A 17,679-nucleotide genomic window follows, 5' to 3' on the forward strand; every position below is an offset into this window, starting at 1 on the left:
CATGAGTAATCTTAAAAATTTTTATAGAGAAATACCGCCACTTTCATCAGGTGATAGTTTTTTAGTGTTTGATAGAGTAAAGGATAGTTTTGATTTTCCAGTGCACTATCATCCTGAATTTGAGATTAATTTTATACAGAACGGAAAGGGAGTCAAGAGAGTAGTGGGTGATAATATTGAAGAAATTGATGATATTGAATTGGTTTTAATAGGTCCTAATTTATATCATGGATGGGAATTGAATAAGTGCAAAAATAAACAGATACATGAAATTACTATTCAATTTCATAATGATTTATTTGATGAAGCTTTATTGTCAAGGCGGATTATGACACCGATAAAAGATATGTTCAATAGGTCGATTCATGGTATTTTATTTTCAAATAAAATTGCCGATGAATTGGCTTCTCGTCTTGTTAAGATTTCAAAACTAGATGGTATGGATTATTTTTTAGAAATAATTTCTATATTATATGACCTTGCTAACTCTAGGAATCAGAGACTATTATCAACTTTCACAGTGGATCATGATACATTTGAAGATTATGATAAAATGAAATTGGTATATGAATATGTACAAAAGAATTTTGCTGATAAAATCACATTGGATGAAGTGTCTAATGTGGCAAGTATGTCTAGTATTTCTTTTAACCGATTTATAAAAAAGAGAACTGGTAAGACATTTGTTAATTATATTAATGATATAAGAGTGGGTTATGCTGCAAGATGGTTAGTCGAAAAAGATCTTAGCATTTCGGAAATTGCTTTTAAATCAGGTTTCAATAATATTGCCAATTTTAATAGGAGTTTTAAAAACATTAAAAAATGTACTCCAAGTCAGTATAGGGAAGATTTTTCTGGGTTAAAGCGTATTTTGTAGCGCGGTTCAAACAATATTTTTTAGATTATTTTAAAGGCTTTCTATTGAAAGCCTTTGCTTTTTTAATACTTTATGTTTTTTAGGTCACTCCTTTTATAATAGCACTTCTGTTTTGTGTTCATTTATTTTTAATTCTTTTTATCGTATTTTTTATATAAATAAATTACGTATTGTATAATTTAAAACCATTATTTTTTATAAATAGATATAGTTTTTAGGTTTAAAGTTAAAATATTATCATCAAATGATATAATACTATTAATTATAAAGTTTCTTCTGTTATAAATTTGTTGATTATTAATTATCATCTTATTAATAATGAAAAATATTTCTGAAAACCAGTGTCAGAAATTTAAAATTTAACTAACTAAATATTTATTATGAAAAAATTATTATCAAATTTTATTCATTGGAAACTAAATTACCACAAGTTTCCATTGATGTTATTTTTACTATTAACGAGTAGTTTTATGTTTGCTCAAACCTCTATTTCGGGTGTAGTTAGGGATGCTTCTGGACCTGTTCCTGGAGTTAATGTTGCTGTGAAAGGTGTTAATAACGGTACAACTACTGATTTTGATGGGAATTTTAAATTAAACGGTGTAAAGCCAAATGATGTATTGATATTCTCTTATATTGGTTATGTAAGCCAAGAAGTTGGTGTTAATGGTAAATCTAAAATTAATGTTACGCTACAAACAGATTCAAAACAATTAGAAGAAGTTGTAGTTGTTGCTTATGGTAAAACAACCAAGAAAGACTTAACTGGTGCTGTTGGAATCATAAATTCTGAAAGTTTAAATAGTACACCAGTAACCTCTGTAGATCAAGCTTTGCAAGGTAAAGTGGCTGGTTTACAAATTACACAAGACTCTGGTGCACCTGGATCTGGAATGTCTGTGAATATTCGTGGGGTGGGTTCTTTTGGTAGCACTGCACCATTATATATCGTTGATGGGTATCCAACAGAAGATATCTCTTATTTAAATCCAAATGATATCCAATCTATTTCTATTTTGAAAGATGCTTCTGCATCTGCCCTATATGGTGTAAGAGCGAGTAATGGTGTTGTGATTGTACAAACAAAAAGCGGTAAAAAAGGAGCTACAGTTGTAGAAGTTAATAGCTGGATTAGTACTAGTGACTTGCATAAAAAAGTAGATTTGTTAAATGTAAATCAGTTTGCTACGCTGGCTAATAGTTTAGGTACAGCACAAGGAGTTTCAACATTGCCAGAATGGGCTAACGGTGGTACTGGCTTGACAAATGTAGATTGGCAAGATTATGCTTTTAGAGCAGCAGTGAGACAAGGTCATAATGTTTCTATAAGAGGTGGTGGAGAAAAGACTAAAATAGCTTTAACAGCAGGACTTACTGATGAAGAAGGAATTGTTATTGGCTCTTCAAGTAAAAAATGGAATTTAGGTTTGAAAGGTGATTTTGATATTACTGACAAATTGAGAGCGAAGGCAAATATTAAATACAATAAGCAATCTACTTACACCCCACTTGGAGGTGGATATGATAATTTAGCAAAAGTGTTTACAAATGTGCCTTATTTATCTAATGCTACGGGGACTAATTTGCCTTATAGTAATGGATTATATGGTTCTTTTACTGATGTAAGTCAATTTGCAACAAGTACTAACATCTTGGCACAAGGATTAAGTCAAGACAATGATAATGCAAAATATACAACACAAGCTAATTTTGGTTTGGAATACGATATCATTCCTGGGTTAACAGCTAAAGCTAATTATGGTTTTACTACAATTAGTGATAATTATGCTCAGTTTTTACCTTCTTATTTCCGTAGTTCAGCTAATGCTGACAATAGGGCTAATGCTACTTATACAGTTACACATAATCTTTATAATGACTGGGTAGCTGAAGGTTTATTAGATTATACAAAGTCTTTTGGTAAAAGTAAAATTAATTTATTAGGTGGTGTTTCTGCTCAAAGAGGAACTTCAGAGATTTTATCAACAAGAGGTTCAAGCTTTTTAAGTAATGACATTAGAGACTTATCTGCTGCGGGTAAAATTGATTACACAAATGCTTATACTCGAACAAGTACATTAGCGAGTCAGTTCGCTCGATTTAATTATAGTTATGACAGTAAATATTACGTAACTCTTACCGCAAGAAGAGATGGTGTTGGAGATCGATTTTTAGAGAAACCATACTCTCCATTTTATTCTGCTGGTGCAGGTTGGAATATTGATGAAGAAGCTTTCATGGATGATAGTATCTTTAATGTTTTGAAATTAAGAGGTAGTTATGGAGAAACAGGGAATTACAAAGGAATTGGTTCTTTTCTTTACAAAACCATTTATGCTAATGGTGTAAATGGAGATGATGCTGGGTATACTTTTGGAGGACAACTTTCACCTGGTTTAGCACCTACTGGATTGGCTAATAGTAAATTAAAATGGGAAACTCAAGTTCAAACGGATTTAGGTATTGATGGTGAATTGTTTGATGGTAAAATTTTCTTTACTGTTGATTATTTTAATAAAGAATCTCGAGATTTCTTATTGTATCAAACGATACCTGCACAAACTGGTTTTACAACTGGACCTGTAAATGCTGGAAATATTGTAAATAGAGGTCTTGAATTTTTAGTAGGTTATAGAAAAAATAAAGGAGATTTTACTTGGGATATTTCTGCAAATTTAACTACAATACATAATGAAATTACTAGTTTGGGAGGTGAGGATTTTGTCAAATTTAGCTCGACATTTGCTCCTTCTTTTGTTGATAACTGGCAAGATATTACTAGATCTTATGTAGGTGGTAATGTAGGAGCTTTCTATGGTTATAAAACAGATGGAATTTTTCAAACTCAAGCAGAAATAGATGCTTTAAATTCAAGTGCAGGTGGTGTTTATCAAAATTCAGCTACCGTTCCTGGAGATAGAAAATTTAAAGATGTTAATGGAGATGGGAAAATTACTGCTGATGATAAAACGGTTATTGGTAGCCCAATTCCTAAGTTTTATGGTGGTTTAAACTTTAATGCCAAATATAAAAACTTTACTGTTGGAATTGATGTGAATGGAAGTTTTGGAAACAAAATTCTTAATTACACACGTGTTGAACAAGAGTCTTTTGGTGGATTTGGTATCAATAATGGATACACTAATATTAGTGTTGATTACTTCAATAACTATTGGAGAGGTGACGGAACTACAAATGAATATGCTAGAGCAACATTGATTGATTCTAATCAAAACAATAGAGCATCTGATCATTTTATAGAAGACGGATCATATGTAAGATTAAGAAATTTAAAATTTGGTTACTCTCTTCCTGATAGTATAATTAAGAATTTGGGTATGACTAACTTGAATGTTTATGTGAGTGGTCAAAACTTAATTACTTTAACAAAATACACTGGTTGGGATCCAGAAATTGGTCAAGTTTCTGATCAAAATGGGACTTCTGGTGGTGTTCAAACAAGAGGTATAGATTTTGGAACTTTCCCTGTAGCGAAATCATTTACATTAGGCTTAAACTTACAATTTTAAAAAAAAGTAGAAATGAAAAAAAATAATAAAATTTATATAGCAAAAATCTTTGTGAGTTTTGCAGTACTAATATCTTCTGGTTGCTCAGAGAGCTTCCTAAAGGATGAAAAGACTGATGGTATCGATGGAGATATTGTTTTCTCAAATGATAATACGGCTACTGCTGCAATTTCAGGAGTATATGATACTTTTCAGGGAGAAAAAAGTGCAGAGTATGATACAAAGGCGTTGTTTTATCCAGCTAATTTTTTATCGCAAGATCTATTAAATGTAGGAGCCGATACCTTCTTTCAAAAATATGAGATACCATCTACTTTTGGTCCATTCAATGCACTTTGGGAAAGCCACTATATTGGTATTGGTAGAGCAAATAGTGCTTTAGAAAAATTACCTGCTGCTATTGAAGGAGGTAAAGTGAGTACTGATTTAGGGAATAGATTACAAGGAGAATGTCTTGCAGTTAGAGGTATTTTGTATACTATTTTGGCTTCAAATTTTGGAGGTGTTCCTGTAGTAATTAAACCAGCAACTGGTGGTTCAGAAGATTATGCGCCTAGAAATACACAAGATGAGGTTTTTACTCAAATTGCTAAAGACATGGAAGAGGCTATTCCTAAATTGCCTTGGACTTACGATGCTATAAACAAAGGAAGAACAACAAAAGGAACTGCTTATGCATATCTTGGGAATGCGTATATGTGGTTGAAACAATATGATAAAGCGGCGGCGGCATACGAGGCTCTAGAAGGACATGCAACATTAGAAGCTAACTTCTTAGATATTCATGCTGCCATAAATAGAAATGGAAAAGAATCTTTATTTGAACTTCAATTTAATGATGCTGTAGGTGATTTGTCTTGGGGTCGTGATGATAATGTTACTTTCTTACAATCTTTTTGTATGCCAGCAGAAATAGGTAAAGGGGGTGGTTATGCTGCTTCTACTAAAGGATTACATGATTCATTTGAAGCTGGTGATTCTAGAAAAGTAGCTACTGTTATTGGGCCTGGAGAAACACATCCTGATCCGTTAATTAAAATTTCAGAATACGATAATATCATTGAAAATTATGGAGGTATGAATACTTGTGGTACTGTTGATGCACCATGGTATGGTCCTGGAGAAACGGCTTCAAGTGGAAGAACGGGTTATTATAATGTGAAAACATGGAGAGATCCAAAAGTAAAAGGATGGAGTTACCCGAATCTATTTGGCGGACAAAATCTTATTATAATGAGATATGGGGAAGTATTGTTAAGTCAAGCTGAGTGTTACCATAAATTAGGTAATGATACTAAAGCAATGACGTATTTAATGAAAATTAGAAACAGAGCTGGTTTGATTACACTACCAACTGTTGCTATGGATGATGCGATTTTAAATGAATACCGTCATGAATTAGCTGGAGAATTTTCATTGTGGTATGTGTTAAGAAGATCTGGAAATCATATTAAATATATTAAAGATAGATTTAATATCACAATTCCTGCAGGTCATGATTTAGTACCTATTCCTCAAAATGCATTAGATGTGAATAAAAATCTTGCGCAAAATCCTGGATATTAATTTGTTTTGGTAGTTGATTAAATTCCTAAAAGAGGGTGATTTTTTACCCTCTTTTTACTTTTAAATTATTTTTGATATGCTTAATAGACTGACCTCATTTTTATTTTTATTTTTTCTTCTTTCTAGTTGTTCAAAACAGAAAGGAGATTTTTTGTTTTCTAAACTAGATGCATCAATAACGGGGATAACCTTTGTTAATGAAGTGAAAAACGGAAAAACAATGAATGTATTTAATTATAGAAATTTTTATAATGGAGGCGGAGTTGCTATTGGTGATGTCAATAATGATGGTTTACCTGACTTGTTTTTCACTTCAAATCAAAGTACCAATAAGCTTTATATCAATAAAGGAAATTTTAAATTTGAAGATGTTTCAAAAAAAGCAGGAATCGAAGGAAATAATTCATGGTCCACTGGCGTGACTATGGTTGATATTAATGCGGATGGTTTATTAGATATATATGTATGTAATGCAGGAAATTCAAATTCAGAAAATCAAAAAAACCAACTCTATATTAATAAAGGCGACGGAACTTTTGTAGAAAAAGCAGCCGAATATAATTTAGCAGATACAGGGATCACAACACATGTTTCTTTTTTTGATTATGATAAAGATGGTGATCTTGATGTTTATATTTTAAATAATAGTTTTATTCCAGTAAGTAGTCTTAATTATTCCAATAAAAGAGAACTACGCGATCAAGATTGGGATATGCCGGAAATGCTTAAAGGTGGCGGCGATAAATTATTGCGTAATGACAATGGAAAATTTACGGATGTAAGTAAGGAAGCCGGAATTTATGGAAGCCTTATTGGATTTGGTTTAGGAGTTGTTGTAGGTGATTTAAATGGTGATTTATACCCAGATATTTATATTTCGAATGATTTTTTTGAAAGAGATTATATTTATATCAATAATAAAAACGGAACTTTTACAGAGCAACTTCAGGATAAAGTAAATCATACAAGCCAGTCGTCAATGGGCTTGGATATGGCGGATATAAATAATGATGGATTAGCTGATTTGTTTGTTTCGGATATGTTACCGGAGCCTGATGAGCGATTAAAAACGACTATAAGTTTTGATAATTACGATTTATTTACGCGTAAATTACATCTTGATTTTTACAATCAGTACATGCAAAACACCTTGCAGCTGAATAATGGCAATGGACAATTTAGTGAAATTGCTAATTATGCTGGAGTATCTAAAACAGATTGGACTTGGGGTGCTTTATTATTTGATATGGATAATGATGGTTACAAAGATATTTATGTATGTAACGGAATCTACCATGATTTAACCAATCAAGATTTCATGGACTTTTTTGCGAATAGCTTTATCCAAAGGATGGCTGTAACGGGTAAAAAAGAGGAAATGGAAACCATAATTAATAAAATGCCAAGTACACCAATACCTAATTATGCTTATAAGAATAATAGAAATTTAACCTTTACAAATGAAGCTCAAAATTGGGGATTAGAAACGTCAAGTTTTTCAAATGGTGCTGCTTATGGGGATCTTGATAATGATGGGGATCTTGATTTAGTGGTCAATAATGTCAATATGGAAGCTTTTGTTTATCAGAATAATTCAGAGAAAAACAAAAGCAATCATTTTGTAAAAGTGAAACTTACAGGAGATAATAATAACAAGTTTGCTATAGGGAGTACAGTTAAATTATTTGTTGGAAAAGAAATAATAAAACAAGAATTGACACCTTCAAGAGGTTTTCAATCTTCAATGGATTATAGTTTGGTTTTTGGAATTGGGAATAAAAAAATAGATTCTCTACAGGTAATTTGGCCTAATAATAAATACGAAACAATAAAAAAAGTAGCACTAAATACAACTTTGAAATTGGATATAAAAAATGCAAAAAGCGATTTCGTATTTAAGAAAGTGATTCCAAAACAATTATTCACTGAGAAAGCGAATACTTTTCTAGCTCATCAAGAGAATGATTATATCGATTTTGATTATGAAGGTTTAATTGCTGAAATGCTTTCGCAAGAAGGTCCATCATTAGCAGTAGTGGATATTAATGGTGATGGGAATGAAGATGTATTTATAGGTGGTGCGAAAGGGTTACCCGGAAAAATATATTTGAACAAAGGAAACAACAGTTTTTCAATTTCAAAACAAGTTGACCTAGATGCCGACTTCAATTACGAGGATACGGCAGCGAGTTTTTTTGACGCGGATAATGATGGAGATTTGGATTTATTAGTAGGTTCTGGTGGAAATGAAAAAGCAGATCAGGTTAATTATGTAAATCGTTTGTATTTAAATAATGGGAAAGGTGTTTTTGTAAAAAGCAAATCAGTTATTCCAACATCTAATAGTAATGTCTCAGTTATTGCTGTCAATGATTTTGATAATGATGGAGATAATGATGTTTTTATAGGTAGTAGAAGCGTTCCTGGTGTTTATGGTATTAGTCCTAAACATGTACTTTTAGAAAATGATGGGAAAGGAAATTTTAAAAATAGTATTGATAAAATAGCTTTCAAATTAAACCAAGTTGGAATGATTACAGATGCTGTTTGGGAAGATATTGATGGAGATAATAAAAAAGATTTGATTGTTGTAGGAGATTGGATGGCTCCAATTGTATTTAAAAACACAGGTAAGAAGTTGACAGAATACAAATCTAATTTGTCTGAGTATTCTGGTTTTTGGAATGCTGTTTCTTGTGTTGATCTAAATAAGGATGGTAAAAAGGACCTCGTTTTAGGAAATAAAGGGACCAATACTCCTTATAAAGCAACAGCAAGGAATCCTTTGAAATTATTTGTCAATGATTTTGATGGGAATGGTACAATCGAACAAATCGCTACGAGATGCAATAACAAACGCGATTTACCTATTAATCTAAAGAAAGAATTAGCTGGTCAGATTCCATCTATTAAGAAACACAATTTGAGTTATGCTGATTATGCAACAAAGACTTTTCAAGAGTTGTTTTCAGAAGAAGTTATAAAGAATTCAGAAATTAAAAAAGCTACAATTCAAGAAAGTATCATTGCTATAAATAAAGGCAATGGGAAATTTGAAATTCAGGTTATGCCAAAAGAAGTTCAGTTCTCAACAGTTAATACCATTTTCACGACAGACATTAATAAAGATGGGATTCTGGATATTGTTTTAGGAGGAAATCAATATGAATTCAAACCACAGTATTCAAGGTTGGATTCTAATTTTGGAAGTGTTCTTTTGGGAAGCAAAAACGGAAAATATACTTGGGTTCCTTATGAAAAATCAGGTTTCTTTATGAGAGGCGAGGTAAAACACCTAAAAGAAATAAAAAACAAAAATAACTCGAAATCAATTATCGCAGTTATTAATGATGCTACTCCTAAAATATTTCAATTTAATAATTAGGTAGTTTTATTTATTCGATTTAACAAAGCCTATTTTTGAAATGGTATTGTAGATTTTATTAGATTAATATTTTAGGTTTAAATTTTTCAATTTTGGTTAATTGGTTTTTTTAAGAATTCCCTAGCATAAAAATTAGGGAATTCTTTATTTCTAATTGCCTTTTTAATAGTACATAAATAATGAAATTATTCAAATTATCAGCACTTGTATTTATTTATAGTTTGCAAGTTCTAACACCAATTTTGGCACAGACAGTCCCCTCAAGAGAACATATCTCACTGGATAAAGATTGGAAATTTGCATTTGGACATCCATCAGATACAAAGAAAGATTTTGATACTGGAACAGGATATTTTTCCTATCTAGCAAAAGCAGGTTTTGGCGATGGAGCCGCGAGTGCCACATTTGATGATCGGTCTTGGCGTGATTTAAGTTTACCTCATGATTGGGCAGTAGAACAAGATTTTAGTAGTGAGGCTAGTTTTAGTCATGGATTTAAAGCAATTGGCAGAAACTTTCCAGACAAAACAATTGGCTGGTATCGCAAGAAAATATTAATACCAGCGAGCGATCTTGGGCGAAGAATTCATATTGCTTTCGACGGAGTTTTTAGAAATTCTATTGTTTGGATAAATGGGCATTATTTAGGAAATCAAGACAGTGGTTATTTGGGTTTTGAGTATGATATTACAGATTATATCAATTATGGAGGAGAGAATTCTATAGCAGTTCGGGTAGATGCAACTATGGAAGAAGGTTGGTTTTATGAAGGAGCTGGTATCTATCGTCATGTTTGGCTGAATAAAACAAATGAGTTACATGTTCCCGCGAATGGTACTTTTGTGCAAACGAAAACCAAAGATGCTAGCTCTACAATAAACGCAATGGTTACTCTTACTAACGAGGGGAAAGTGGCTAAATCATTTCAAATTGTTCAAACTGTTATTGATGCATCTGGAAAAAAGATAGGGGACAAAACGATTAGTTCCTGTAGTTTAAATGCAAGGGAAACAAAAGATTTTACAACGGATTTAATCGTCCAAAATGCTACGCTTTGGTCCATCGAAAACCCGTATTTATATAAAATGGTTACCTCTATTTATGAAGGAGACAAATTAGTAGATACCTATGAAACTCCATTCGGAATTAGAACCATTCGGTTTGATGCAAATGAAGGATTCTTTCTAAATGGGAAACATATTAAGATAAAAGGGACCAATAATCATCAAGATCATGCAGGAGTTGGAGCTGCAATTCCTGATGCGTTACAAGAATTTAGAATTAGGACTCTAAAATCTTTTGGAAGTAATGCATATAGATGTTCTCATAATCCGCCAACACCTGAATTATTAGACATTTGTGATCGATTAGGAATGTTAGTTATTGATGAAAACAGGTTGATGGGTAGTACACAAACCCAATTGGGTGATGTAAAAAAGTTGATTGAACGAGATAGAAACCATCCTTCAATTATAAGTTGGAGCATTGGAAATGAAGAATGGGGAATTGAAAATAATATCACAGGAGCAAGAATTGCAAGTACGATGCAATCCTATGTAAAATCTATCGACACTACAAGACCAGTAACGGTAGCATTTAGTGGAGGAATAGGTAGTGATGGAATTACGACTGTTATGGATTTGTTAGGAATCAATTATATCGTGAATAAAAGTACGGACGAACAGCATCAATTATTTCCAAATCAATTTATTTGGGGAACTGAGGAAGGAAGTACTAATGCTACTCGCGGGGAGTATTATCTTGATAATGAGAGATATATAATGCCGGCTTATGACAAATCGCCAAGCAGTAGCTTTATTAGTATAGAACAAGGCTGGAAACACTATAATTCACGTTCGTACTTAGCTGGAATGTTTATATGGACTGGTTTTGATTATCGTGGGGAACCTACACCATTTGTATATCCATCAGTGGGATCTTATTTTGGTATGGTAGATCAATGTGGGTTTTATAAAGATACTGCTTGGTATTTAAAAGCTTGGTGGCAAGATGATCCTGTTTTACATCTATTACCACATTGGAATTGGAGCGGAAAAGAAAATCAAAATATTGAAGTTTGGGCCTACAGTAATTGTGATGAAGTAGAACTTTTTTTAAACAAAAAAAGTTTAGGTAAAAAAGCAATGAAGAAAGATGGGCATTTAGAATGGAATGTAAAATATACTCTAGGAACTCTAGAAGCGATTGGTTATAAAAAAGGAAAGAAAATAATAACTGATGTTGTAAAAACTACAGGAATTGCTAATAGCCTAAAATTAGAATCGAATAAAATAATTCTTAAAAGTAATAAGGATGATGTGGCTTTGATAAAAGTGAGTACACAAGATAAAAATGGATTGCAGGTTCCTATCGCTGATAATGAAGTAACTTTTTCAATTTCGGGACCAGCAAAAATAATTGGTGTTGGAAACGGAGATCCAACTTCATTAGAAGCCGACAAGTTTATAGAAAGTATCACAGTTTTGAATTTAGAAAATCTTAAGGAGAAACAAGTGGAAAGTCTTAATTCTATTGAAGAAACTAAAGATAAAATAGATGTTTCAAGTTGGCAAAATGCATTTAAAGAAGATAGAGATAGTGTATTTGGAAAGAAAGTAAAAGCAATCGTATATAGAACTGAATTCGATTTACCATCCGATTATACGGAATCAAAGATTACTTTCTTTTATAATAGTTTAGGTAGAAACCAGTCCATCTTTATAAATGGAAAGCAAATAGCTCAAGCAATTCCAGAAAATAAAGAAGGAGATACTTTTGTTTTGGATAAATCGATGCTTCGTTCAGGTAAAAATACGATAGCAATTATTGGCGAACCTTTATTAAAAGTAAAACCTTGGGATGTAATAAATCAAAATCCGGGTACCATCCAAATTTTTACCTCGCCTGAACAATACAAGCGCAAATTATTCAATGGTTTAGCGCAGGTAATTATTCAAGCTACTGGCAAGGCAGGAGAAATAAAACTAACAGCTACTTCCAAAGGAGTAAAACCAGCAGTCATTTCTATTCAATCAGTTAAATAACACTATTAAAAATGAAACAAATTACAATAAGTTTTTTAGTATTACTAACCTCTTTTGTAGGCTTTAGCCAAGGAAATAAAGTGAATCAAACTGGTGGAAAATTTGAAGGTCTTGCTATGGCTCCACCAATGGGTTGGAATTCTTGGAATACATTTGAAACCAATATAAATGAAAAACTAGTAAAAGAAACTGCCGATATTATGGTAAGTACAGGAATGGCAGCAGCTGGTTATAACTATATTGTCCTTGATGACGGCTGGATGACTAAAGAAAGGGACTTTAATGGTAATTTAGTTCCAGATCCAATTAAGTTTCCAAGTGGAATGAAAGCCTTAATTGATTATGTTCATTCTAAAGATTTGAAATTTGGACTGTACAATTGTGCAGGAACACAAACTTGTGCAGGGTATCCAGGTACACGAGGATATGAATATCAAGATGCACGATTTTACGCTAGCCTAGAAATAGATTATCTAAAGTACGATTGGTGTAATACAGCAGGAATTAATGCTCCAGAAGCGTATGCAACGATGAGCAACGCGCTTAAAAAAGCAGGAAGACCTATTGTTTTTAGTCTTTGTGAATGGGGCGATAATAAGCCATGGGAGTGGGGGGAACCTATTGGGAATCTTTGGAGGATTTCGGGAGATATTTATCCTTGTTTTGATTGTGAATTTCACCATGAAGAAGGAAACTGGTCTTCTTGGGGATTTATGAAAATTGCCGAAATGCGCAAAGACATTCGTAAATATTCAGGACCTGATCATTGGAATGATTTTGATATGATGGAAGTGGGTGATGGAATGACAAATACTGAAGATAAAACCCATTTTACGATGTGGTCCATGTTAGCTTCACCATTAATAGCAGGTAATGATTTCAGAAAAATGTCAAAAGAAACCTTAGCGATTTTAACTAATAAGGCATTAATTGCAGTCAATCAGGATAAATTAGGGATTCAAGGGTTTAAACTTTCAACAGTAGATGGATTAGAAGTATGGGTGAAGCCATTATCTGATGGAAACTGGGCAGTTACATTTTTAAACAGAACAGAAGTAGCTAAAAACATTAATTTTGATTGGAAAAAGAACCCAATTAAAGACGCTGACTTTGGCTTTGAAGCCGATTTCAATAAAACAATATTCAAGTTGAAAGACCTTTGGAATAACAAGGATATAGGTACTACCAACAAGAATTTTATGGTTACTATTGCTTCTCATGATGTAATTACTTTGAAACTAATTAAATAAAAATAAACTATGAGTATAATTTATAAGATTATTATAATGTTGCTTTTAATGTGTTCCAGTCTAATGAATGCTCAATTTGTAAAAAAGCACGGGCAGTTAAAAGTAGCAGGTACACAACTTATGGATGTTAATAATGAACCTATAGTATTGCGAGGGATGAGCTTTGGTTGGCATAGTATGTGGCCACGGTTTTATAATGAAGATGCAGTAAGTTGGTTAAAGAAAGATTTTAAATGTTCTGTTGTCCGAGCAGCTATGGGTGTTGAAGCTGGAGAAAGTCCTTACATTAAGAAGCCTGAATTCTCAAAAGAAAAAATTGAAGCAGTAGTAAAAGGAGCCATCAAATCAGATATTTATGTGATTATTGATTGGCATAGCCATAATATTAATTTGGAAGAGTCTAAAGTATTTTTTGATGAGATGTCAAAAAATACGGAAAGTATCCTAATATTATATATGAAGTTTTTAATGAACCAGATTACGAAACTTGGCCCGAAGTAAAAGCGTATGCTGAAGAAGTAATAAAGGTAATACGAACTAACGATCCTAACAACGTAATTTTAGTAGGGAGTCCTCGCTGGGATCAAGATGTTAACCTTCCTGCTGAGGATCCTATAAAAGGATATAAGAATCTAATGTATACGATGCATTTTTATGCAGCGACTCATCAAAAAGTATTGCGAGACAGAACAGATGAAGCGATAAAATCTGGTTTACCCATTTTTGTTTCAGAGTCTGCTGGTATGGAAGCCACTGGAGATGGACCTTTAGACTATAAGGCTTGGCAAGAATATATTGATTGGATGGAATCAAAAAAAATAAGTTGGATTACTTGGTCGGTTTCTGATAAAGATGAAACCTGTTCGATTCTAAAAAAATCGGCAAAGTCTAATGGAAATTGGAAAAAGATAGATTTGAAAGAATCTGGAATTAAGGTGCGAGAATTATTACGGAAATATAATAAAGAATAACGCAATAGATTAATTTTAAATTTTTTATTTAGCTTGATACCCCTATTTTTATAGGGGTATTTGTATTTTTTACATATTTTTTATTGTTTTGAAACGTTTTTTAATTTGTTTTAACAGCTATGTATGTGAAATAATAGGGGTGTTGGGTATAAAATACGTTATGAATATTTTGTTTTTTCATCGTCAAAAATGAGGAATACATATTTTTTTTAAGTGTTTTTTTGTAATTAATAATTCTAACGGTTTTAAGTTAAAAATTCGGATTTTATTTATTTATCTTAAATAAAAGTTAATAAATTCGTCCCAGAACAAGGAATAATTCCTTCTTTAACATTTTTTATCATTAAAAAACGATTAAAAAAGTAACTAACTAAAACTAAATTAATATGAAAAAAGTAGTAATTATGTTGGCTTTTGTGCTGACGGGAACTATGACATTTGCTCAAGATGCACCAACATCAACACCATTAGAAATTTCAGGTTCGGGAGATCTTTATTATAAATATGACTTTTCTAAAACGGCTAACATCCCAACAAGTTTTGCTTCAGACCAAAATTCTGTTTCTTTAGGAATGATCGATATCGCATTGAAAAAAACAACTGGTAAAACCTCTTTTGTAGGTGAGATTTCTTTTGGTCCTAGAGGGCAATTTCAATCTATCTTAAATTCCGATGGTACTTACGATGAGTTAGGTGCTAACTCTTTCCATATTCAAAACTTGTATGCTACTTATGCAGCAACTGATAAATTAAGTTTTACCGCTGGATTTATGGGGACATTTATAGGATATGAAGTGATTTCTCCTTTAGCTAATTTCCATTATTCAACTTCTTATTTGTTTACTAATGGCCCATTCCAAAATGCAGGTGTTAAAGCTAACTACGCCATAACTGATAAAGTAGGTTTAATGGTAGGTGCATTTAATGATGCTTGGAATTCTTATCAAGCAGATGCATTTAAAGGATTAAACGCTTTTGGAGCTCAATTATCTTTAGCTCCAACTGAAGGGGTAAATGCTTACATCAACTTTATGGATGGTTCAGTAAGTGGGACAATTATTGACTTAACTGCAACATTCCAACTTTCTGATAAATTTTTATTAGGTCTTAATGCTGCTGATTACTCTAACGATGGTGATGTAGGTTATACAGGTGTTGCTTTGTACCCATCTTATGCAATCTCGGATAACTTTGGCTTAGGTTTACGTGGCGAGTATTTTGATTATAAAAAAGGTTCTGGAGATACTTCAGTTACTGCATTAACATTTTCTGCCAATTTAAAATCAGGAGGATTAACATTTATTCCGGAGTTTAGAATAGATAATTCATCTGATGAAGTATTTGTTGACTCTAATATGGCTGCAACAAAATCTGCTGCACAGTTTGCTTTTGGAGTTGTATATGGTTTCTAACCATAAACCATAAAAGAATTTTAGATTATATATTTGTAATAATAACTTATAATTTTTTTTTTTTTGGACTGTCAAAATACCTCTAGTATTTTGGCAGTTTTTTTATGATGTATTGTCTCGATAGTGCTTTATAAGATAAGATTATAAAAAAAGAGTTTTCCATCTGGGAAACTCTTTTTTATAGTCTATAAACTACTAGTTATTGTTTTTTGTATATGGAATAAATAGTGTTTATTGTATTTTCATCTAGTATATCACTTACATCTGTTTGAATAAAATGGCGTTTGAAAGCTATAATTGCAGCTGAAAGATTTTTTGTGTTATATCCTATAATTCGTAACCCTTGCTCTGGATTAAAATTTACTGGAGCTGTTTCTAAAAGATCATCTTTCCATATTCCAAATCCATTTTCGGCCAATGTTTTCCAAGGAAATAGGGTGCTTGGATCATTTTTTCGAGTAGGAGCAATATCGGAATGGCCAATAATATTTTGAGCAGGAATGTTGTATTCTCTTTTTAATTTACTCAATAACGCCATTAAACTAGTTATCTGAGCTTCTGAAAAGGGTTCTGTGCCATTATTGTCTAATTCAATTCCTATTGAAGCCGAATTTACATCTGTATTTTTTCCCCATGATCCACTGCCAGCATGCCAGGCGCGTAAGTAGTCATTTAGCATTTGTACTACACTTCCATCATCTCCTATCACATAATGTGCACTTACTTGTGTTCTTGTAAGAGTAAATGTTTTGATAGTTTGTTGAATCGAGTCTTGTGCGGTATGGTGTATGATAATAAAATTTGGTTTACGTAAATTAAAATTTACAGTTCCAATCCATTCCGTTTTTATACCATTTCCTATTGGGGTAGACCCCATTTTAGATATTGTATCTTTAAAAGTATATAATTGTTTTGTGTACACATTATCAATACTTATTATCGTTTTGGTGACAATAGGTAATGGTTCTGGTTCCTTACTTGAAATTGTTTCTTTAAAAGATTTTAGTTTGTTATCATATTCTTTTTCACTTGCCTTATATGGATTTGTGGAGCAGGATGTAATAACAATTGTAAGAATGAAGTAATAAAAATATTTTTTCATAGTATTAACAAGGGGCTTATTGTTGATCAATAATTTTTATCTATTTCTTCTTGATCTTTTTTTGCTGTTGCTTTCTTCGTTTAGTGCTTTGTATTTTACTTTTTGGTCTTCATTCAAAAATTCGTTGATTTTTCTGTCAGTAGTTTCAGAAAGCGCTTTTATTTCCTCTATTTTTTGCTCTTGACTGGTCTCTCCCTTTATTAAAATTCCTTGAGAGCGAATGCTTTCAATTAAAACATTTGATATAGCAATCTCTTGTAAAGCGTCAAGATCAAGTTCAAGTTTTAGTTTTTCCATTATTTTACCTACGGTTACTTCTACAGGTATTTCCTTAGGTTTATCATGACTTGGGCCTTGATTCAATTGACTCATTTGCCCCATTCGTCCTCCACCATAACCACCTCCGCCATATCCATTACCATAACCACCATACCCATTATTTCCATATTGAGCCGAAACAGAATTAATTGATAATAACACAAGTGTCAAAACGAGTAAAGAGTGAATTGTTTTCATGTTTATTTTTTTAGTGATTTATA

The 17,679-nt window shown here is 32.3% G+C and carries 11 protein-coding genes; 9 read left to right on the forward strand and 2 right to left on the reverse strand.

Annotated features, from left to right (window positions below):
* Position 1: 1 nt before the first annotated feature.
* The 9 genes from AB3G36_RS09120 to AB3G36_RS09160 all read left to right on the forward strand — a co-directional run bounded on the left by AB3G36_RS09120 (position 2) and on the right by AB3G36_RS09160 (position 16,038).
* Complete coding sequence (locus AB3G36_RS09120) at positions 2 to 880, forward strand: helix-turn-helix domain-containing protein (RefSeq protein WP_367751969.1); 879 nt, start codon at positions 2 to 4, stop codon at positions 878 to 880.
* A 380-nt stretch (positions 881 to 1,260) separates the two neighbouring features.
* A complete protein-coding gene (locus AB3G36_RS09125) occupies positions 1,261 to 4,410 on the forward strand; it encodes a SusC/RagA family TonB-linked outer membrane protein (protein WP_367751971.1) in 3,150 nt (1,049 codons plus the stop codon).
* A gap of 12 nt (positions 4,411 to 4,422) precedes the next feature.
* Positions 4,423 to 5,976, forward strand: a complete 1,554-nt coding sequence (locus tag AB3G36_RS09130; RefSeq protein WP_367751973.1) for a RagB/SusD family nutrient uptake outer membrane protein — start codon at positions 4,423 to 4,425, stop codon at positions 5,974 to 5,976.
* Between the two features lie 76 nt (positions 5,977 to 6,052).
* Entirely contained in the window at positions 6,053 to 9,361 is a 3,309-nt protein-coding gene (locus tag AB3G36_RS09135) for a VCBS repeat-containing protein (protein WP_367751975.1), read from the forward strand.
* 179 nt (positions 9,362 to 9,540) lie between these two features.
* Positions 9,541 to 12,405 carry a beta-galactosidase GalA gene (galA, locus tag AB3G36_RS09140; protein ID WP_367751977.1) on the forward strand — a complete coding sequence of 955 codons (2,865 nt, stop codon included), beginning with the start codon at positions 9,541 to 9,543 and terminating at the stop codon, positions 12,403 to 12,405.
* An 11-nt stretch (positions 12,406 to 12,416) separates the two neighbouring features.
* Entirely contained in the window at positions 12,417 to 13,655 is a 1,239-nt protein-coding gene (locus tag AB3G36_RS09145; protein WP_367751979.1) for a glycoside hydrolase family 27 protein, read from the forward strand.
* Positions 13,656 to 13,703: 48 nt separating this feature from the next.
* Positions 13,704 to 14,156 (forward strand): cellulase family glycosylhydrolase, encoded by a 453-nt coding sequence (locus AB3G36_RS09150; RefSeq protein WP_367751981.1) that lies wholly within the window; start codon positions 13,704 to 13,706, stop codon positions 14,154 to 14,156.
* On the forward strand, positions 14,108 to 14,626 hold the full coding sequence (locus AB3G36_RS09155) for a glycoside hydrolase family 5 protein (RefSeq protein WP_367757921.1): 519 nt from the start codon (positions 14,108 to 14,110) through the stop codon (positions 14,624 to 14,626). The genes AB3G36_RS09150 and AB3G36_RS09155 overlap by 49 nt, the downstream gene beginning before the upstream one ends.
* A 386-nt stretch (positions 14,627 to 15,012) precedes the next feature.
* Entirely contained in the window at positions 15,013 to 16,038 is a 1,026-nt protein-coding gene (locus AB3G36_RS09160) for an outer membrane beta-barrel protein (RefSeq protein ID WP_367751983.1), read from the forward strand.
* 199 nt (positions 16,039 to 16,237) lie between these two features.
* Here AB3G36_RS09160 and AB3G36_RS09165 read toward each other — a convergent pair whose 3' ends face one another.
* Both AB3G36_RS09165 and AB3G36_RS09170 read right to left on the reverse strand, forming a co-directional pair.
* On the reverse strand, positions 16,238 to 17,140 hold the full coding sequence (locus AB3G36_RS09165) for an N-acetylmuramoyl-L-alanine amidase (protein WP_367751985.1): 903 nt from the start codon (positions 17,138 to 17,140) through the stop codon (positions 16,238 to 16,240).
* A gap of 36 nt (positions 17,141 to 17,176) precedes the next feature.
* On the reverse strand, positions 17,177 to 17,656 hold the full coding sequence (locus AB3G36_RS09170) for a hypothetical protein (protein ID WP_367751987.1): 480 nt from the start codon (positions 17,654 to 17,656) through the stop codon (positions 17,177 to 17,179).
* Positions 17,657 to 17,679 lie beyond the last annotated feature (23 nt).

The organism is Flavobacterium sp. WC2430, from assembly GCF_040822075.1.
Lineage (GTDB): Bacteria > Bacteroidota > Bacteroidia > Flavobacteriales > Flavobacteriaceae > Flavobacterium.